This is a genomic window from Mesorhizobium sp. M0522 (assembly GCF_040321085.1).
Taxonomy (GTDB): Bacteria; Pseudomonadota; Alphaproteobacteria; order Rhizobiales; family Rhizobiaceae; genus Mesorhizobium.
Genome location: NZ_JAMYQW010000008.1, coordinates 59,586 through 78,321, shown reverse-complemented (window position 1 = coordinate 78,321; position 18,736 = coordinate 59,586). Strand labels below are relative to the sequence as shown.

Genomic DNA, 18,736 nt, shown 5'->3' with positions numbered 1-18,736 from the left:
CAGGTTCAAAGCGCATTCTGAACAGAACTCAGCATCGCCGTGATCGCCTGTTTGTACTTTGCGAACTCGGGCGACGTCTGCCGGACCTCCGTGGTGGTCGTCGTCTGCTGGCCCGCCGTGGTTGTGGCTGGGCTCAGCTTGCGACCCATCTTTCTTTCGGCCCAGTCCGCGACATAGCTGGCGGTCTTGCCCGTCAGAAAGGGATTGGCCTGAATGACGGCTGACCCGAGCACGGCGCTCAATTGCGCGGAACCCGATGCCGACAGCACCTGATGCGCGCCCTCCATGCCGAGAAAGTGGCAGAGATAGAGCCGGCCGGCTGTGATCTGGTGGCCGCGCGCCCGAAGATAGGCTTCGCCTTCTCGCGCCAGATTGCGAACCATCTCGCGCGAGATCGTGGCGTCATATCGCAGGGCGAGCAGGTCGGCAGTCGAGAGTGTGCGTGCAAGTTCGGGGCGGTAAGTGTTCATCATCCGGATCCAGGTCTTTGTGATGAATTGGCCGGCGCCGGTCGCTGAAGAATTTGGGTTCTTGGCACGGGCGCTGCCGCCACTTTCGACATGAACGATACGGTCGGTGAGCGTTTCCACGGCGGAAAGATCCGAAGCGACCGCGGTAACCGTGCCCAGTGGGTCGATCGCCGCGCCATTCTGATAGAGTTCGAAATGCAAATGCGGTCCGGTCGAAAGGCCGGTGGTGCCGATATAGCCAATGATGTCGCCAGCCTTCACCTTGCTGCCGACGCCGCCCTCGATTGCGAATTTCTGCATATGCGCATAGCGCGTCTCGCGCCCGCTTCCGTGCGAAATCTTGACTAGATTGCCGTAGCCGCCCCCATCGCCCTGGAAGCTGATTTCGCCATCGAAGGCGGCTGCGATCGGCGTGCCGACCGGCGCCGCCCAGTCGACGCCCTTGTGGATGCGAACGGTGCCTAGAATTGGATGCTTGCGCGGCCCGAAGGTCGAGGTCAAGACCCCGTTGACCGGTGTGACCATGCCATTGGTGACCGTCAGCGAACGGACCTGATCGTCGCCTGTCACGCATGCAAATTGGCCATCACCCTGCTGGAAGACGAAACAGTCGAGACTTTTTGTCGTGCCCTGGACACCAACATACAGCACGCGGCCGGCGCCTTCGTCCTTGCCGCGCGGCGTCTGAGAATAGATCAGCACAAGACGCTGGTCCTCGCTTGCAAAGGCATCCAGATCCTGTCCTCTCGACAGATACATGATGGCTTCGCCGATCACGCCGGTTGGAACGCTGTTGCGTGCCGCAGTCGAGTAGATCGCGTCGAGCAGACGATACTGCCTTTTGTGGCCGCCTTCTGCCGGCGCGCCCGAGTAGTTGAACAGGTCTTCGCGTACCCAAGGGTCAACGCCCGATACCAACACGCCCGCGGCATTACGCGTCAGCGTACCGACAAAGACGTTCTTGGCGTAGATCGACACCTGCATGAGGGACATCGTTGTCGTCTCGCGGTTGGGCCGGTATCCACGCATGGCCACGACATAGCCCGGTTCCAGGCCGTCCCGGCCGAAGAGGGCCTTCAGCGCCTCGCCTGCCTGCTTGGCGTCGTCGGCGGAGAAATGTGCATCGAGCGCAACGCTATCCAGACTGCGATCGTTGAGGATCTTCACGAACGTGTCTTCCGTCGCCTCAAACCGCTGATATTCGTTCGTCACAGTTGCGACGCTGGTGTTGTTTTCGATCTGGGTCTTCTGGAATGCGGGAAGGGCTGCGTCGCCTGCATCGATTGTTTCACCCCAGCCGGCTTCGGGATCGTCGGTGTCGGCCTGTTGATCCGAAGCCGGCGCGGGCTCACCCGCGCCAGGAGATGGCTCAAGATCGTTCTGCAGATCGCTGGAGGGCGCGGGGGCGGTCTTTCGTTGCGCCTGGAAGAATGCAAAATCCTCCTGCGTCGACGGTATCGTCGTCATGAATTTTTCGCTGGCGCTAAGCATGACGTCGGACAGGATCTCGATCTGTGGCGAAACCCCTGCCGGGTCGAGTTCTGCCGGACGCGGAATCACGCGGCCTTTCGTTGCTGCGCCGTTATCGGGTGCGAGCGTGATCCACATAGGGTCCCCCGCCAGGCCGATAATCGCAGGCACATAGACAGATGCATCGGCCGGCACATCGTCGGCTCCTTCTACCGCGCGCAACTCCTCGTCTTCGTCGCCAAATGACCAATAGTCCGCGGTGAGGTAGAAGCCGACGGCGATCGAACACAGGAAAATCAAGGCCAAGCCTGCAATAAGCCTGCGCCAAAGCGTGCGCCGGCGAAGGGCGGCGCGCGCCTGCTTTTTCGCCTTGAAGCTGGTGTCGATCGCGTGCGTCACGGAGTGCTTCCGGTCAGGAAAAACGTCCACCGCACCTGTTCAAGTGTGTCGACTTCAACAAATCGCGCCGCCATATGGCCGCGCTGCCAGCACTCGTCGATGCCGCGTATCGAGAACCGTCGACGCTCGATGCACATTTCGGTCGACCCGGTCAGGATCGCGTGGCCAAAAACGTCCGTGGCGTAGATGTAGATGTAGCGGTTCGTCAGTTCCTCGCGAATGACGTTCACGCACTGATTTGCGCCGATGGTCCACCAGCCATCGGTCTGGTCGGCATTGTCGATTGTCTGGCCGATAGCGAGGTTGACGAGGTCGAGTGTCTGATTGCAGACCGTGAATTCGGCGCGCGCTTCATTGCATGAGAGCACGGCCAGGAGTGCCGCGCCCGAAACGACCGCAAGCCTCATGCGGCCTGTCAAGATAAGCAAGGCTCGAAACCGATCGCGCTGCTTTACGGGCAGGCCGTCAGACGAGCGGGGCAAACGCGAGCGGCAGAGTTCCATTGCACGCCATACTACCCGCCGAGCCGGAAATATTTGGCACTGGCCGAGAACTGAGATCCGTTGGTCTCGATTTCCTCGAGAATTTTGGGCAACAGCTGCGAGGCTGGCATTGGCGTGGAGAACGCAGCCGCCTGGATATCCTGGGGTCCGGTGATCACCATGATGATCTGCGGCACGGCCTTGCCTGCAGCCCTGTCGGCGGCGCCGAGACCGATCGGGATGCTGAAGGTGGCCTTGTCCGATTGAACGACCATGCGGTCATCGAGGTTGAACATCATGCCTTTGTGGTCGATCAGCAGCACGCTGGAAATGAGCCCGCCACGCGTCACCAGCGTACCGCTGATCGGCGTACCATTTGGCACCGATGTTCGATCGAGAACAAGCTGCGGCTTGTCGCCAGCAGCCTGCCCCAGAAAGCGCAGGAAGTTGGTGACTTCGCACTGGCTCGGCTCAATGAGGCGCACGTTGATGTCCGGCTCAACGTGGAACTTTGCCTGGAAATCAGCCAGCATCTGCTCGAATGGCTGGACCGCGGTTCCAAATCCTTCGATGGCAGCGGTCTTATCGGTTATCGACGTCACGGCGGCGTAGAAACAGTCGCCACCGCTGAAGTCGCGAACCCACGAGACACGCTGCGCTATATCGTCGATCACCGGAGGAACTTCCGGCTTGGGCACGTTCAAGGCGACCGTGGCCTGGTCTGGCTGTCTGGCGGCCGGCTGGTCGGCCTGCTGGTCCTTTGCGCTCATCGCATCTGCCTGGCCTGCAGCCGGCTCGGGAAAGGGCGCGGCCGATTTCGCCTCCGCCGGCTGGTTTGCCTGTCGTTCAGGCTTTTGGCTCACCGCGACATCGGGCTGGGGGGCTGGCGGCGTTAAAGCTTTTTCGGCTGGTGGAGCGATTGGAGCGATCTTGCCAAGCGGGGGAGGCGTTTTCGGGCTGTCGCCGGCCGCGATGTCGGGCTGAACTGCCGGCGACATTTTTTCGGCCGGCGGCTGTGCCGCGCTTGCTGACGATTTCGGTGTTTCCCTGGCTTGCAGGGGGATCTTGGCGGGCTCTGCCGGCTGCGGCTTTTGGCTGTCGGCGACGTCGGGCTGCGGCGCTGGCGGGGTTGACGTTTTTTCGGCTGGCGTTGGAGCTGGAACGAGCTTGTCAGGCGGCGGAAGTGTTGTCGGGCTGGCGTTGGCAGCGGTATCGGGCTGAATTGCCGGCGCTACGTTTTCGGCCGGCGGCAGCGCTGTGCTAGCTGATGGCTTCGGGGCTTCCCCGGTTTGTGGGAGTATCTTGGGCGACTCTGGCGGTTGCGGCTTTTGAGGCGCAGCCGCCTCTGCCTGATTTTTAGTTGGCGATGCGGTGGTCTGCGTTCGCGGCTGCGCGGGTGGAGCTAGCTCTGGCGGCTTAGGAGCGTTCGCAACATTATCCGTCGCGACCGGCTTTGATGCCTCTGGTGCGGGCTCAGATGGTTCTGAGGCGGACAGCGATGTGGTGCCGGCGCTCGGCGTGGTAGGCGTCATAAAACCGCTAATATAGAGGCCGGCACCCGCGGCGAGAGACAGCGTCGCGAAGGCAGAAATCGCGATGGTTCGGGTCTTTGTGGATTTTCCAGGCCCGCCACGTGCGACTGCGCGTGGCGGGCTGGCGACTGCTGAAGGCCGCGGTTCCGACAGCAGCGCAGGACGGACATGTGGGACGAAGCGCTGCCCACCGGAAGCTGCCGTCACAGGCGCGTTGCGCCCCAAATCATAGGAAGGCTGGGCCTTGGGCTCAGGCGCAAGGGTTTGCCCCGCTCGTGGCAAACCCGGCCGATTGCGGGTCGGGATGAACGTTGGTGGCGTTGTGCCTTCGTCCTCGTCACGCGTCATTCTGGCGATTTCCGCCATGCTCGCCGGGCGGTCTCGCGGATCCGGCTGTAGCATGGCTTCAACAATGCCACGAAAATCGTCGTCGATGTCGGACAGGTCGGGCACAGTCCGGCGCTTTTCGATGATCTCGAATTGGGACCCGCTCATGTCGATCGGCTTGCCGCGCAGAACGGCAACCAGCACCAGCCCCAGGCTGTAGATGTCGGATTGCTCGCTGACATCGCCGCTGTACAGCCCAAGCTGTTCGGGCGAAACGTAGTTGTACTTTCCCGCGAATTTTCCGCCGATCAGGGTCTCCCCGCCGACGGTCGCCGATCGCGCAATACCGAAATCGATGATCTTGGCCTGGTCGACCCTACCCCCTGGCAAGATGATGTTATCGGGCGAGAGGTCGCGGTGAATTGCTCCCGCTTGATGCACGGCGCTCAGACCCGACGTGAGGCGATGGCAGAGCTTGCGTACCTCTTCAGTCGGCATCGGGCCACGTCGCATGATGTCGTACAGCGACTCGCCGTCGACAAATTCCATGGCAAGGTAGGGACGGCCGATGCCTGGATCGATGGTGAAGACGTGATATCGCACGACCGCATCATGCGACAGGTGATTGAGGATTGACGCTTCCTTGCGGAACAGGGACAAGATCGTCGGGTCGCGGGCAAATTCGGGCAGGACGATCTTGATCGCGACGTGGTCGCCAGTCTGGATGTTGTGGCCACGGTAGACCTCGCCCATGCCACCGAATGCGATCCTCTCGTCAAGTTCGTAGATGCCGCTGAGCTGCGTGCCGACGGCTGTGTTGGCCAGCTGCGGCGATATTCGCGTCTTGTCGTCGGCGCTCATCAGCCTCAACCCTCCGCTCTGGACAGATCAGGGTAGGGGGGGTGTCCGTTGTGCCCGTTTGCGAACTTCACCAGCACAATGGTGACATTGTCTGTTCCGCCCCGCGCCAGCACCATTTGCAGCAGATTTTCGCAAGCCGCCTGAGGCGTCGCAGACACCACCACGGCCCCGATCTCGGCGTCGGTCAAATGCGCCGTCAGCCCATCGGTGCACAACACGAAGATGTCTCCCGGCATAATTTCGCCTTGCTGGAAATCGATGACGATTTCGTCGCTGACGCCGACCGCATGCGTGATGACATTGCGGCGCGGCCAGGTGAGCGCCTCGGCTGCGCTGATCATGCCGCGATCGAGAAGTTCCTGAACTTCGGTGTGGTCCCTCGAGATCTGCGAGATCGAGGCATTACGGACCAGATAAACCCGGCTGTCGCCCGCCCACAGGCAGGCAAATCGCCCATCCATCGCCAACAGGGCGGCAACGGTGGAGCCGATGGTTATGCCGCGAGATTCGGAGATCCTGCGGATCTCGGCGTTGGCGCGGCTCAGCCTGTCTTCGAAGCGCGCACGAAGATCCGGGGCGGAACTGGCAATGCCGATCGTGGCCAGATGATCGACAATGCTGGCTGAAGCGACCTCTCCGGCTTCATGTCCACCCATTCCGTCGGCCACCACCCACAGGCCGGTTCGTGGCTCGACTAGATAGTTGTCTTCATTGTGCTCACGGACACAGCCATTGTGGCTCACGCCGAAGCTTTCAAAGGAAAGGGCGACATCGCTCACCTTGCCACCAAGCGCTTCTTAAAGCGTCCTCTGCGGCGCACCTTCAGGCGCTCGCTGCTGCCACTTTGCCACAGGCTGGAATATTAAAGTATCGAAATTTAGCTTTGAGCCCGTGACGCGGGATCGCAGCAGCTTTGGCGCCCTAGTTGCACCAGGTGAGGCTCAAATCCTCTCAAAACGCCTTCGGGCAGCTGAATGCGGAAAGTGCGGGAAGGAGGAAGGGGCTGGGTCCGGAACCGGTCTGGATCGTATAGCTGACGTCGCGTCCGCCGATTACGAAGCGCGCCTCAACAGAGCCGTCTTTGCTGGTGATCGTCGCCTTGTCCAGCAACCGCTTGAGCGACCACGGCCCTTCGAACCTGATTGCGGATTCACGGCCCGGCATTTCCGGCATCAGCCTCAGACTGACGGATGTCGAGGCCGCACCGGTCGGCCAGGACACAGTGCTTGGCGTGTTACCCGCCTGGTTGCTCTGGACGATCTGGCCGTCGACGTCGAGCACCGCAGTATCTGCATCACCGTTCAGCGAGAACGGGGTAAAGGTCAGGTTGACCGACGGCATTGACCCGCCCGAAGGGAAAAATGCGCCGCGGATTTCCGCAGCCAGCTGAAAGTTTTTCAGCGTCGACTTCGACAGGTCGCGTCCAAAGCGCGCATTCTGTTTCCAGCTCCAGTCCTGGCCGCTCATGTCGATCAAGGAAGCAAGGTTATGTGCGAAGAACCGATCCATCAGGCCGCCCGGAGAGAACAACTTGGCGAAGTCCGCCATCGCAATATCCTTGGCACCATCGCCGGCGAAGGGGTAGCGGCCGTTGACCGCCTCCTCGCAGGGCTGCGTGACGGCCTGGTCGAGCATCTCGTTCAAATTCGTCAACGAAATTTCAGCCGCGTTGCCGTCAAATTCGTCTGCGGTTGCGTTGACTATTCTGCCGAGTTGCTTGGGCAGACGCGATGCATTGGCGCGAAGGGTGGCTATCTGCAGCTGCAGGTTGGCGTTGACATTTTCCGTCTGCGAAGGGACCTCGGTTGCCAGTTGCAGGCTCTGGTGGATATCGCGAAAATTCTGGGTCAGCGCATCGATCGGTCGGTGTCCAAAAGGCCCGCTTACCAGAGCCTGGAAGGACCTGAACTGCGCTTCGATGTTTGCCCCAGGGCTCTGGGTTTGAAATTTCGCGGACCCGGTACCAGCACGGCTTTGCGATTTTGCGGAGCTAATTTGAATGCCGATGCGAGCCAGGCCCTTGGCCATGTCTGCGTCGTCCTGGGACTGGCGCATAACGGTCCCAGCTTGCATCCCAGTGCCCGAGTCTTCGCCGGAGACAGAGTCGCGCGCCAGGGCTGTTTCCTCGGCAATCGCAGTAAAAAGCTGTTCGATCGGCGAGCTTGGTGAGGCAACGGCGGAAAGCGCGACATAGTGCGGCTTGTCGTTCAGCATGGCTTTGAATTTCAAGCCATCGAGAACGCTGTTCCATGCGGCTGCGAACTCCTTGCCGTAGCGGTCGAGAAGTTCGGGGCCGAGTTTGAGCAACTCCTGATCGATGCCGCCTTGCTCGCCGCCACCGCCCAGAACCCACTGGTCGTCGTCGAGTGTCTGCGCAATGCGCGAAAGCTGTCCGAGATAAAAGTTGTTGAATCCGACATGGGTGTAGAGACCGGGAATACGAAGCTTCGACAGATCGCCGCCATCGACGCGCTCGAACACAAGCTGCGCTTCGGTTCCAGCTTTTTGAGAGACAGCAAAATCGTCCAGCGCAGCCGCATACACCGCCGACTTGATCAATGCTGACGCGCGATCCGCAAGGCTCATACGTCCGAGCGAACGCTGAGCGGCTTCGACAAGCGGCTGGTTGAGTTCGAAAACTGGATCATAGGCATCGTCCAACGCAAGCATGGCGCGTAAGTGCTTTTCGAGCTGCGCGCGTCCTTCGCGGTTGCTCTCGCCCGGATACCGGTGCTGTTCCCAATCCTGCTTCATCCAGGAGATGATCAATGGGTCATCGACCTTAGGTGCCTTACCGCCGAGCATCAGGTAAATCTTGAGCGGTTCGTAAAGCGCGGCGGGATCAGCCATCGTCGCCTGGACGGTCCGCTGCGCCTGAACAAGCAGACGCGACCGCAACATTCGTTCCAGTGCTTGCCGGTAGGCCGTTGTCGATGCCGAAAGAAGCCTTTCCCGCTGGCTAAGGCCGACCGTTTCCTCGATCGGTGTCGGTAAGTCACTGGTTTCGAAACCGGCCGGCAAGTTGCGCAACTGGTCGAGCGGTCCGATGACGTTTTCAAGGTCGACATCGGTGACCGTCGTGCTTTTGAGCAGGGCGTCCGCTGTCTCGTGATATTGGCTCATCGCCTGCGTCGTGGAGGCGATCAGCGAGCGGTTGGCCATGAAGCTCATTGCGAGCGCGCCAAGGGCCGCTGCAGTGATCAAGGCGATGATGCCAAAGCCGCCATATCTGAGGGCCGCTGCCCGCCTCTCGGTCGCTCGGTCATAGGAAACCCATCCGGATTCGGCGAAAATGACATCAGTCAGGAGGTCGTGCAAAAAGAAGCTCTTGCCGGTCCCGGACAGATGGGGGCGGGAATTGTTGCCGAAACTGCGGCCGATTGCGCCCAACACCTGATCGATCGGCGTTCCCTCTTGGGTCCCCGACGAGAAGTAGAGCCCACGCAAGCTGACATTCACCTGGCTGCGGACCGGATCGAACAGGCTGGTCACGAAACCGGCAATTCGGCCCTTGAGCGCGTAAAACTGGGCCGGAAAGCCAAAGATCGATATGCGCGAGACCGGATCAGGCTCTTCCTGCAGGCGGTCAGCTATCTCGTCCGCCAATCGGTTCGCCAGTGCATCGAATTCGGCCGAAGCCTCACCGGCCATGTTCTTGTTGCGGTCGGTGGTCTGGAATGTTGCGCCCCAGACCTTGCGCCTGCGGGGCTCCTCGAAACTGCCGAAATACTCCATGAAGCCGGCGACGAGATCGGCCTTGGTGAAAAGCAGGTACACCGGAAACTGGATTTTCAGCGTCTCGTGGATCTCCCTCAGGCGACTGCGTATTTCAACGACATGGGCGTCCAGCTGCTGGTCATCGAGGCTGATGAGATCGGCAAGGCTGATGGCCAGGATAACCCCGTTGATCGGTTGTCTGGTGCGGTATTTCTTGAGCAGTGACAAAAACGCAAGCCAGCTCTTGCTGTCGCTTCCAGCATTGGAATCCTGCGTGGTGTAGCGTCCCGCCGTGTCGATCAGCACGGCCTCTTCGGTAAACCACCAGTCGCAGGAGCGGGTGCCGCCAACACCGGCCACCGGCTGGGCGTCTCCTGAACCGGCAAGCGGAAAATTCAGACCCGAATTGACCAGTGCCGTCGTCTTGCCGGCGCCCGGCGGGCCAATGACGATGTACCAGGGAATGTCATAGAGGAAACTGCGCTTGCCGCTCGACCGCTTGAGTGCTGCGATGGCCTCACTCATGCGCGCCTCGAGCACCGGTGAATCGTCATTGCCCCCGTCGTTGCGGGCAACGACCGTCTCGAGCGCTTTTTGTGCCTTTCTCACCTGCCAGACGCGCACTGCGTAAACGAGGGCCGCGGTCGCCACGATCGTGCCGATGATTGTCGCACGCAACCAGACAGGTCCCAGCGGCCGGATATCGGCGAAGCGGATCAAAGGTCCAGCAAACCAGATCGCCGCCGCGAAACCGGCCAACGCGGCCGTGCTGAATATCCGCGGCAGCCAACGCATCATGGGCGTTTCCGACCGGCGGTGTTCACAGCGTTTCCTCCTTGGGGATCATCACGTCGACACGGCGGTTCTTGGCGCGGCCCTCGGACGTCGCATTGTCGGCAATTGGCTCATCTTCGCCCTTGCCGTCGGCGGTTATTCGCGAGGGATCGCCAAGTTTCTCGGCGATCATTGTTTCAACAGCCTTCGCGCGGGCGACCGAAAGATCAAAGTTGGATTTCAACGTGCTTGATTTCCGTGGCTTCACATTGTCCGTGTGGCCAACGATCCTGATTGGACCTGGCTCGTGCTCAAGGGCTGCGGCAATCTGTGCGGCCAGTGGCAAAAACTCGGGCTTCACTTCGGTCTTGCCTGGCTGAAACAACAATTGATTGTTGATCTCCACTACGATGAAGTCGCCTTTTGTGCCGATGGTCATCCCGCCGCGCTCGACTTGCGTGGACAGTGCTGAGCGGATGCGGTCGATCTGCTCGGTTGCAGCAGGCGAGGCGGCTGTCACCGGTTTGGCAAGTGGGGGTACCACACTGGCGCGCTCGATCGTCACAGGCGTCGAGGGATTGAGCGCCAGCAATTGTCTGGCTGCAGCATCGCCTTCATCGGTCATGAACGCCCGCAACGTGAAGAACGCGGCCGTCACCAGGGCTGACGCCGCTGCAGCAACACCCCAGAGCGGCAGGCGGGTCGAAGACGGCACCATCATAGCGGCCATGCCTTGCCAGCGGGGGGAGATGTCCTCTCCGGCGCGGGCCCTGAAGTAGCGAAGCGTCTCGTAGACGTCGCGCCGCACACGTTCGAGACTGGTATCGTCGCGCGCCAGGCCACGATACTGGCCCTCAAATCCCAGGGATAGGCAGACATGCATCAGCTCGAGCAGGTCTAAGTGTGGCTCAGGATTGGCCAGCACCTTGTTCAGTGCTTCGTAAAAGCTGGCGCCGGTGGGCTCGATGTGAAAGAACCGCGACAGCATACTGTGCTGTGCCCAGGTATCCTCGCCGGGCCAAGGCAGGTTGCCCACAAGATCGTCGGCCGTTTCGCAAAGGGCAAACTTCGCGATCCGCGCATCCTCTTCGGGAACCCCTGACTTCTCCAGCGTCCAGTCGAACCTCTCGATCGCATCGGCGATATGTTCGGCCAATGGCGCCGCCTGTCTTTCGACCGGCACGAGCCTGAGATGCCCGAACAGGACGAGCAACGGTGCTGACGCAGCGAGGATCGGATTTGCCGTCGAATATTTTACCGTGTCTGCGGCGCCGAGCAGCACCTCCTGCTGAATGGTCGGCCTTGACCCGGCTGCCTCGGCTCCGGCGGCTGTACCGGACGATGCTCCCTGATAAAGAATGGTTCCGGATGTCCAGTCCGGCGGCATATGCCGACCTATGTCAGGATCGAAAACTGTCGGTTCCTTGACATCCGAGGGCGCGACGGTCTTCGCGATCAGTTCGTTTGCGGCTGGTTTCGCATTCTGCCCGCGTCGTGGATTGGTGCGGATGACGGTCTTGCCGACCGGGCCGAAAGGATCGTCCTTCGAGCTCATCGCCGATATGCCGCTGCCGTGCAGTGTCCGCGCTTGCGTGCGAGAGGCGCCAGATATTTCCTGGCTGGATAGGGCAGGCAATGGTCCTTCCGGCAAGGCGGTCCGGAGCTACAAGAAACTATGGCGCCGCAATATGACATTTGCCACAGACCCCAGGTCAATCAGGCTTACCCGCTTGGCGAACTGTCGTATGTGATCGTAGTCCCAGATGTTGTCGATTGGAACATGATGCGGGGCGCCGACGCTCTTTTCTTCGTCAGCTGCAGCGCCGCGGTCCCTTGGATTGTTTATTTTTGCTTGTCGGCTTTGGCATAGGCCTCGCTGAAATAAGCCAGGAATATATCAAGCATACCGTTTTCGTGGGCCTCCTCCATAGTCCGCCATGTCGTGACAAAGGCGTCCCATGCCTGACTTTTCTTGGAGGTAAACGATGATGGCGGGAGCTTTTTGCCGATTGCTTCCGGCGACAGGTCGTCAAGCAATCGCGACAGCGCAGCTTGCATGGCGGCATAAGTCGCAAATTCGTGCGTCTTGAGATCGCGGAACGCGTCTTCGATACTGTTCCTGGCATCGAGATAGCCGGCTCTGCGCCGTGCAAACATGATTTCGAGTATGTCGTCGATTCCCGGCACGAACTTCAGAGGGTTGTTGTCGGCCGAGCTTATCATTGTTCGGTGTGGGCTCTTGGCCAATGTCTTTGCAGCCGCACGTGCCTTCAGCAGCAAGGCCAGTTGCTCGACCACGACCCGAAGGACCGAGCCGATTTCGGCCGCAACTTCGTGCGGGTCCCGCGACTGCAGCAGTTCCGGGGAAATACCCGCTCCAATCGCGATTTCCCGCAGCACCTCGTCTCTCGTCGAAGGAACGGACGCGGGCAGCGACGGTGCTTGTTGCCCGAGCCATCGCTCTGCCGAACTGAAGAAAGGCTCGCCTCCAGAGTCAAGCTGCCGATCGACCACGGCGGGCATGTGTCGTTGCGTCGAACCTTGGTCGCCTTGCGGATGGGTTGGCGTGGCGCGCTCGTCAATCGATACAGAGATGACGTAGCGGCCGACCAGGAGCCTGTCGCCGTGCTCCAGCCGGTGCGGACCGGTGATGCGTTGGCTCGATCCGTTAATGAAAGTGCCATTGCGCGAGATATCGTAAAGCCAAAACGCGCCTGCCTCGTACCGAATCTGGCAATGCCGGCCGGAGATGAACTTGTCAGGGTCGGGTAAGATCCAGTCGCAATTTTCGCGCCCGATTTTGAAGGTGCGATCACGCGATTTGTAGCTGGGGGGTACGCCAGCGGGCAGGGCATCGACATTGCTGATCTGCAGACTGATTAACATGCGAAATCGCCTGTGTGATCGATGGCGGCCTTCTCGGCACGATACTCCATGTTTTTAGCGTCGCTAATCCCAAATTCGCATCGACGCAGCGAGCGAACCCTTGGTAACGCAAGCCCGGGCGGCGCTTCATGGTCCTCTTTGGCCAGCACAACAACATGTGGTACGCTCGAAGGGACTGGCACCCAGCGAGGTTTGGTGTCATTTCGAGTTCCTGGACAGCAGGAGCTTCGAATCCGCCGCGCTGGCGGCCGGGTCCAGGAGGGGCACGACCCATGCCGAGTGAACAACGCGCGACGGCAGTGCAAACGCCAGTTGGCGCCGAGCTGCTGACCTTCACGCATCTTGTCGGGCGCGATGAGATAAGCCGTTGTTATGCCTATACGGTTGGGTTCGTAAGCACCGACCACGACATCGATCCGCTGAAGATGCTGGGTGGGGCTGTCTCGATCGAAGGTGAATCCGATCCGAAACGTTGGTTCGGCGGCCTTGTGTCCGAGTTCAGACTTACCCGGATCGAGGACCGATTGGCATATTACGAAGCGGTCGCCAGACCATGGCTCTGGTTTCTCGGCAACACGACCGATTGCCGTATTTTTCAAAACATGAGCGTCGTCGAAATCGTCGAAGAGGTGTTTTCGAAATACAGCACGGCAAAATTCGAGAAACGCCTGCAAGGGTCCTATCCGCCGCGCGAATATTGCGTGCAATATGACGAGACGGATCTCGATTTCGTGCAGCGGCTGCTCGAGCACGAAGGCATTTTGTATTTCTTCGAGCATGGCGAGGGCAAGCACACCCTTGTGCTGGCCGATGCGATGAGCAAGCTGAAGCCAGCGCCGGGCTATGAAAAAGTGCCTTACCACTTTGAGGGGCAGGGCTCCCGGCGTGATGTCGAATATATCACCGAATGGATCCCGGGCAGTTCGGTGCGGCCGGGCTCCTATGTCCATACCGATTACGATTTCAGGAAACCGGGCGCCGACCTGATGGCCAAATCGGCCCAGCCGTTCAGTCACAAGTTGGCCGCGGGCGAGAATTACCGTCAGCCCGGCGCCCATTTCGAAGTCGGTCGCGGCGATAGCCTGGCGGCGATCCGGCGCGAGGAGATCCAGGCGGTGCACCAGCGCATCGCCGCGGTCGGAACCGTGCGCGGCCTGTATTCAGGCTGCACGTTCAATCTGGATGGCTTTCCGCGCCAGGACCAGAATCAGGAGTATCTGGTCGTAAGTGCCGAATACAGGCTGTTCGATCCTGGCTACAGGCCGCATGCCGACTTCGACAGCGAGAACTTCAAGGTGATCCTTGGTGTGGCACCCACGGCCTTGCCCTATCGTCCGCCGCGGGTCACGACACGGCCGATCATGCGCGGGCCGCAGACGGCGACCGTGGTCGGACCTTCGGGCGAGGAAATATTCACCGACAAATATGCACGGGTGAAGGTCCAGTTCCATTGGGACCGTCTGGGCAAGAAGGACCAGAACAGCTCCTGCTTCGTGCGCGTATCGCAGACCTGGGCCGGCAGCGGCTGGGGTTTCATCCAGATCCCGCGCATCGGCCAGGAGGTGATCGTCGACTTCATCGAAGGCGACCCGGATCTGCCGATCATCACCGGCCGGGTCTACAACGCCTCGCAGATGCCGCCCTACGGACTGCCGGGCAGCGCCACGCAATCCGGCTGGAAATCCGACTCGTCGAAAGGCGGCGGCGGCTACAACGAGCTGATGTTCGAAGACAAGGCCGGCTCCGAACTGGTCAATTTCCAGGCGCAGAAGGACCACAACCTTCTGATCAAGAACGACCGCACCAAGCTGGTGCAGCACGACCAGTCCGACCGCATCGACCACGACGCCAAGCACTCCGTCGGCCACAACCTCGACGAGGACGTCGGCAACAACAAGACAGTCAAGGTCGGTGTCGACCAGACCACAGACATCGGCTCGAACGACACCGAGACGGTGGGGATCAATCGCTCGCTGACGGTGGGCTCGAACGAGACGATAGGCATCGGCTCGAACTCCACCGAGACGATCGGTGCCAACCACACACAGACCGTCGCGCTCGTTCAGACGGTCACCGTTGGTGCGGCTCGTGTGGATTCCGTCGGGGCATCCGAGACCCGAACCGTCGGTGGCCCGCAAGCGAATACAATCGGTGCGACGCGGTCCGTCACTGTAGGCGCGGCGCAGAGCCACGACATTGGTGCCAGCGACAGCTGGAACATCGCGGCCGAGCAAAGCGTCAATGTTGGCGCTGATCAGGCCGTCATTGTTGGCAGTGCCCAGACTTTCAAAGTTGGCGCGGCGCGCAGCGCCAGCATTGCGGCCGACGATTCCACAAGCGTCGGAGGTGCCCATTCGCTGAGTGTCACAAAGGATAGTTCGATCAGCGTCGACAAGAATAGTTCGATAACAGTAAGCAAGAATCTGGTGATAGATGTAGGCGACGAGATTATGATAAAATGCGGCTCGGCCAAAATCATGATGAAGAAAGACGGCACGATCGGCATTGAGGGCAAGGATATTTCGGTCAATGGATCCGGCAAGATCAATATCAAAGCTTCCAGCGATATCACGATGAAGGGCTCGAAGATCAGCGAGAATTGAGGGCAGCGATGAGCGACGTTCGCGAACGCATTGACGGTGTGGTGATCGGCATCCTTCTCGGTTTCGACGACGCCGCGTCGCCGCTGGTGGTATTCCCCGGCAATCCGGAAGAGACAGCCTTGCCGGCGCGCAGCTTGACCGCATTGACGTCCGATATGGTCGGCTCGGAGGTGGCTTTGCTCTTTCAGGAGGGCGATGCCATGAAGCCGCTTATCGTCGGCCGCATCGTCGAGCCAGCGCGCAAGACCGCCGCGCCTCAGGTCGTGCGCGAAGGTGAGCGTATTCTTATTACCGGCGACGAGCGCATCGAACTGCGTTGCGGCAAGGCGACGATCCTCATGGAAAAAGACGGCCGCATCACCATTCGCGGCAGCTATGTCACCAGCCAGGCGAGCGCCGCCAATCGTATCCGTGGCGGATCGATCGACCTCAACTGATGTTGGCCGCAGACCAGAAACCGAATTCGGAAGGCGCGCCGGGGCGGCGAATAGTACCGGATGTCGTCAGACAGCACGCCGAGAAGGGCGCGTTCTTCTGGGCGCAGCGCGACACGCTGATGGAAGATGATCCGCCGGACCTGGATGTGGTCGCTGGCGTTGACCGGCGCCTGGAAGCCAACCTCGATGGCCTGCGTATCGCTGGACCGGCCGCCTGGCCGTTCGTCATCGCGGCGTATGAGGATTTCTCCGAGAAGGGCGAATTGTTCCTCTTCGGATGGATGGCGATCGAACAGAACGATGGTCGCCGCGTCGCCGAAGCGGTCGAGTTCGGCCGTCAAAGCCAGGACGACGCTCGCGGATTGGTCGGCGCGTTGGCGTGGCACCAGCCTGGAACGATCGCCCTGCTGGTGCGGGACTGGATCGGCGCGCCGGACGCGTTCAAGCGATTTCTCGGCGTATCGGCCTGCCTCGGACATGGCGTCGACCCGAAGCAGATGTTGGGGCGACTTGTCCGCGACCCGGATGCGCGCGTTCGCGCTGCCAGCCTGCGCCTCGCCGGAAAGCTGAAACGCGCAGACATCGTCAACGAATTGACAGGGGCCTTGAATGATGCCGACGAACGCGCACGATTTTGGGCTGCCTGGGCGCTGACTGAACTCGGCTCGGGGGACCTGGCCAGTCCTGAGCTACGGAAGGTGGCGGTCGGCGGTGGCGCCGACGCACTCACCGCGCTACGCGCGGCGGTCAAGGCCGCGCCCGACAAGGAGATCCGCGCCTGGATGGGCGGGTTGCTCAAATCGCCTAAAACCGTGCCCTTGGCCGTACGCGGCGCGGGCATGCTGGGCGACCGGACTCTCTTGCACTGGCTGGTTCACCAGATGCGCACGCCGGCTCTAGCGCCGGCGGCCGGCGCGGCATTTTTGGAACTCTTCCCCGAGGCACGCGAGGCGGATCTGTTTACCACCGAGCCAAGCCAGGCCGGCAGGGCCTTCGAGGATCACTTCGGCGACGATGTTGCGAAAGTGCCATTTGCGGACAAAGTGAAGGATTGGGGCGCGGCTCTAGAGTTGTTGTCTGGCGCAGCAGATTGATAGATGCGTTACGGCCCCAGGCTGACGGTTCGAATGGGCGCCACATTTTGATGGACCCATTCTAGCAGGTTTAACAGGCTGTCGAGCGCACTCTCGTCGGTGCGCATTATTTCGATGAACCAGGCTATGTAGTCGGCCTCGACGTTCATGACGTCCGGCCCAAGAAAGATAACGGATTCCTCGGGTTTGAACATCTCATTAGCGAATCCTCCTCGATGAGTCGCGAGCAGCCAGGCCGAAAGCGCATCCACAACTCGGTCCGTTACCGCTTTTGGCTGTGGTGCTGTCAGCTCAATCTCCAGATCGATATCGTCGATCAAATCGCCTATCTCAACGTCGTAGGAATATCGCGGCCATGGACCGGGAAATTGAGGCTCGTCAGTGCTGACCACCCTTTCATTGGCTGGCCACAGGACGCTCACACGCTGCAAGGGAATTTTCTTCTCATGGAGCCAATGCAGCATATTGGCTAGTATGAATAAGCTGGCTGGATCGACGACTATATCCCGAAAGGTTGCGCTTACCGTTTTCTCCCGGAGTTCAGTCGTGCTGACAAGTGCTCGTGCCATGCCTGGATTGTGGGTTTCCCCTGCCAATCCTCCACATTCCGCCAAACCCTGAAAGGCTTTCAACACATCGGCAATTCCAATCAACGCCTGATCGTCGGGTGAGCGTGCCAGTACCAAGTTGACCACCAACTCGCGTTGGTGTGCATTCGGTAGAACCGACAAGGCAAAGGGCCTGTTCATTGGCATTCCGATCAATTCACCGGCGGGTCAAAGCGGTTCGGCCAGCGCGTTGCCAAATCGAGCTCACTTGGCCCCAGCATCTCCAATTCGATCCGGACAGGTTTGGTGATTTCGGCTAACTTTCGCAGACCCTTCACGTCGGCGGCGCCGCGGTTGACATCGCCAACAATCGGCAGGTCTGCAGCACGGATAACCAGAGCCTCCCCTACGTCGAACATCGCAAGTTCACTTGTGCCCTGTTGCCGCAGCTTATCCTTTCCGCCCAACTCAGCCAGGATGCCTGGCCCGAGGACGGTCAGCCACGAAACATTGTAGACGCGACCTCGAGCCCAAATCCTTATTGCATCTTCCGGGACGTCGAAGCCAGTGTATCTCATTGCCTTGCGCGCGATGAATTCGAGCGCCTCGTTCGTAAATGTCATGAACAGGTGCTTGAATGCATAACCGCAATAGCCTGAATCGGGTGCTCGGATTCTGACAATCCGCGCAAAGAACTCGGCAAGCCGCTCGGCTGCTGGTAGCGCGGCAAACTCCATCGGAAATTCCAGATGGAGTATATTTGCCTCCTTGTCGAAGAACTCGTCATCCAGGGGGCCTGCCTTGAAGTGCGCGCCATAGTCGCCAACATTGCCTGCAGGCTCCTGGCCAAAATGAAACTCCGAATAGTTCCCTTCTCCAACGTCCAACAGATTTGCGAAAACCGAGTTGAAGGTCCGTTGGGTCGCCTTTTTCCAGCTGCCGCTATCAGACAGGTAAGTCTGCAATGCACCGTCGGGGATAAATTTAAGGTACTCCTCCAGGATTTTAGCCACATCCGGACCGATCGTATCAGCCGTATCAGCATAGATCAGGCAGATCGACAAGCCAGGACGCACAATCATATAGTCACCGTCTGTCGTATCTATGATAAACGTCAGGTCGCTATTCTTCATCTG

12 protein-coding genes are annotated in these 18,736 nt (G+C 60.1%); 3 read left to right on the top strand and 9 right to left on the bottom strand.

The window, feature by feature from the left end; all coding sequences use genetic code 11:
• Positions 1 to 5: 5 nt before the first annotated feature.
• From NKI58_RS12345 to tagH, 7 genes are all read right to left on the bottom strand, one after another.
• Complete coding sequence (locus NKI58_RS12345; protein ID WP_352826999.1) at positions 6 to 2,339, bottom strand: M23 family metallopeptidase; 2,334 nt, start codon at positions 2,337 to 2,339, stop codon at positions 6 to 8.
• Complete coding sequence (locus tag NKI58_RS12340) at positions 2,336 to 2,746, bottom strand: DUF1036 domain-containing protein (RefSeq protein WP_352786548.1); 411 nt, start codon at positions 2,744 to 2,746, stop codon at positions 2,336 to 2,338. The genes NKI58_RS12345 and NKI58_RS12340 overlap by 4 nt, the downstream gene beginning before the upstream one ends.
• A 107-nt stretch (positions 2,747 to 2,853) precedes the next feature.
• A complete protein-coding gene (locus tag NKI58_RS12335; protein WP_352853242.1) occupies positions 2,854 to 5,541 on the bottom strand; it encodes a serine/threonine-protein kinase in 2,688 nt (895 codons plus the stop codon).
• A gap of 5 nt (positions 5,542 to 5,546) precedes the next feature.
• Positions 5,547 to 6,320: a PP2C family protein-serine/threonine phosphatase gene (locus NKI58_RS12330; protein ID WP_352452799.1), complete on the bottom strand. Its 774-nt coding sequence runs from the start codon at positions 6,318 to 6,320 to the stop codon at positions 5,547 to 5,549.
• 172 nt (positions 6,321 to 6,492) lie between these two features.
• The gene (gene tssM / locus NKI58_RS12325) at positions 6,493 to 10,056 is read right to left on the bottom strand and encodes a type VI secretion system membrane subunit TssM (RefSeq protein ID WP_352827002.1); all 3,564 of its coding nucleotides are present in this window, start codon (positions 10,054 to 10,056) and stop codon (positions 6,493 to 6,495) included.
• 22 nt (positions 10,057 to 10,078) lie between these two features.
• Positions 10,079 to 11,419: a type VI secretion system protein TssL, long form gene (gene tssL / locus NKI58_RS12320; RefSeq protein WP_352786609.1), complete on the bottom strand. Its 1,341-nt coding sequence runs from the start codon at positions 11,417 to 11,419 to the stop codon at positions 10,079 to 10,081.
• A 455-nt stretch (positions 11,420 to 11,874) separates the two neighbouring features.
• Positions 11,875 to 12,918, bottom strand: a complete 1,044-nt coding sequence (gene tagH / locus NKI58_RS12315) for a type VI secretion system-associated FHA domain protein TagH (RefSeq protein WP_352592806.1) — start codon at positions 12,916 to 12,918, stop codon at positions 11,875 to 11,877.
• A 272-nt stretch (positions 12,919 to 13,190) separates the two neighbouring features.
• On the opposite strand from tagH, the gene NKI58_RS12310 reads away from it, so the two are divergent.
• From NKI58_RS12310 to NKI58_RS12300, 3 genes are read left to right on the top strand one after another with little or no spacing between them, the layout of a single operon-like run.
• Positions 13,191 to 15,521 (top strand): type VI secretion system Vgr family protein, encoded by a 2,331-nt coding sequence (locus NKI58_RS12310; protein ID WP_352592803.1) that lies wholly within the window; start codon positions 13,191 to 13,193, stop codon positions 15,519 to 15,521.
• A gap of 8 nt (positions 15,522 to 15,529) precedes the next feature.
• Positions 15,530 to 15,958: a DUF6484 domain-containing protein gene (locus NKI58_RS12305; protein WP_352592800.1), complete on the top strand. Its 429-nt coding sequence runs from the start codon at positions 15,530 to 15,532 to the stop codon at positions 15,956 to 15,958.
• Complete coding sequence (locus NKI58_RS12300) at positions 15,958 to 17,052, top strand: HEAT repeat domain-containing protein (protein ID WP_352592797.1); 1,095 nt, start codon at positions 15,958 to 15,960, stop codon at positions 17,050 to 17,052. Before NKI58_RS12305 ends, NKI58_RS12300 begins: the two co-directional genes overlap by 1 nt.
• An 8-nt stretch (positions 17,053 to 17,060) precedes the next feature.
• Here NKI58_RS12300 and NKI58_RS12295 read toward each other — a convergent pair whose 3' ends face one another.
• Both NKI58_RS12295 and NKI58_RS12290 read right to left on the bottom strand, forming a co-directional pair.
• Entirely contained in the window at positions 17,061 to 17,801 is a 741-nt protein-coding gene (locus tag NKI58_RS12295) for a hypothetical protein (RefSeq protein WP_352592794.1), read from the bottom strand.
• Positions 17,802 to 17,812: 11 nt separating this feature from the next.
• Complete coding sequence (locus NKI58_RS12290; protein WP_352592791.1) at positions 17,813 to 18,733, bottom strand: type VI immunity family protein; 921 nt, start codon at positions 18,731 to 18,733, stop codon at positions 17,813 to 17,815.
• Positions 18,734 to 18,736 lie beyond the last annotated feature (3 nt).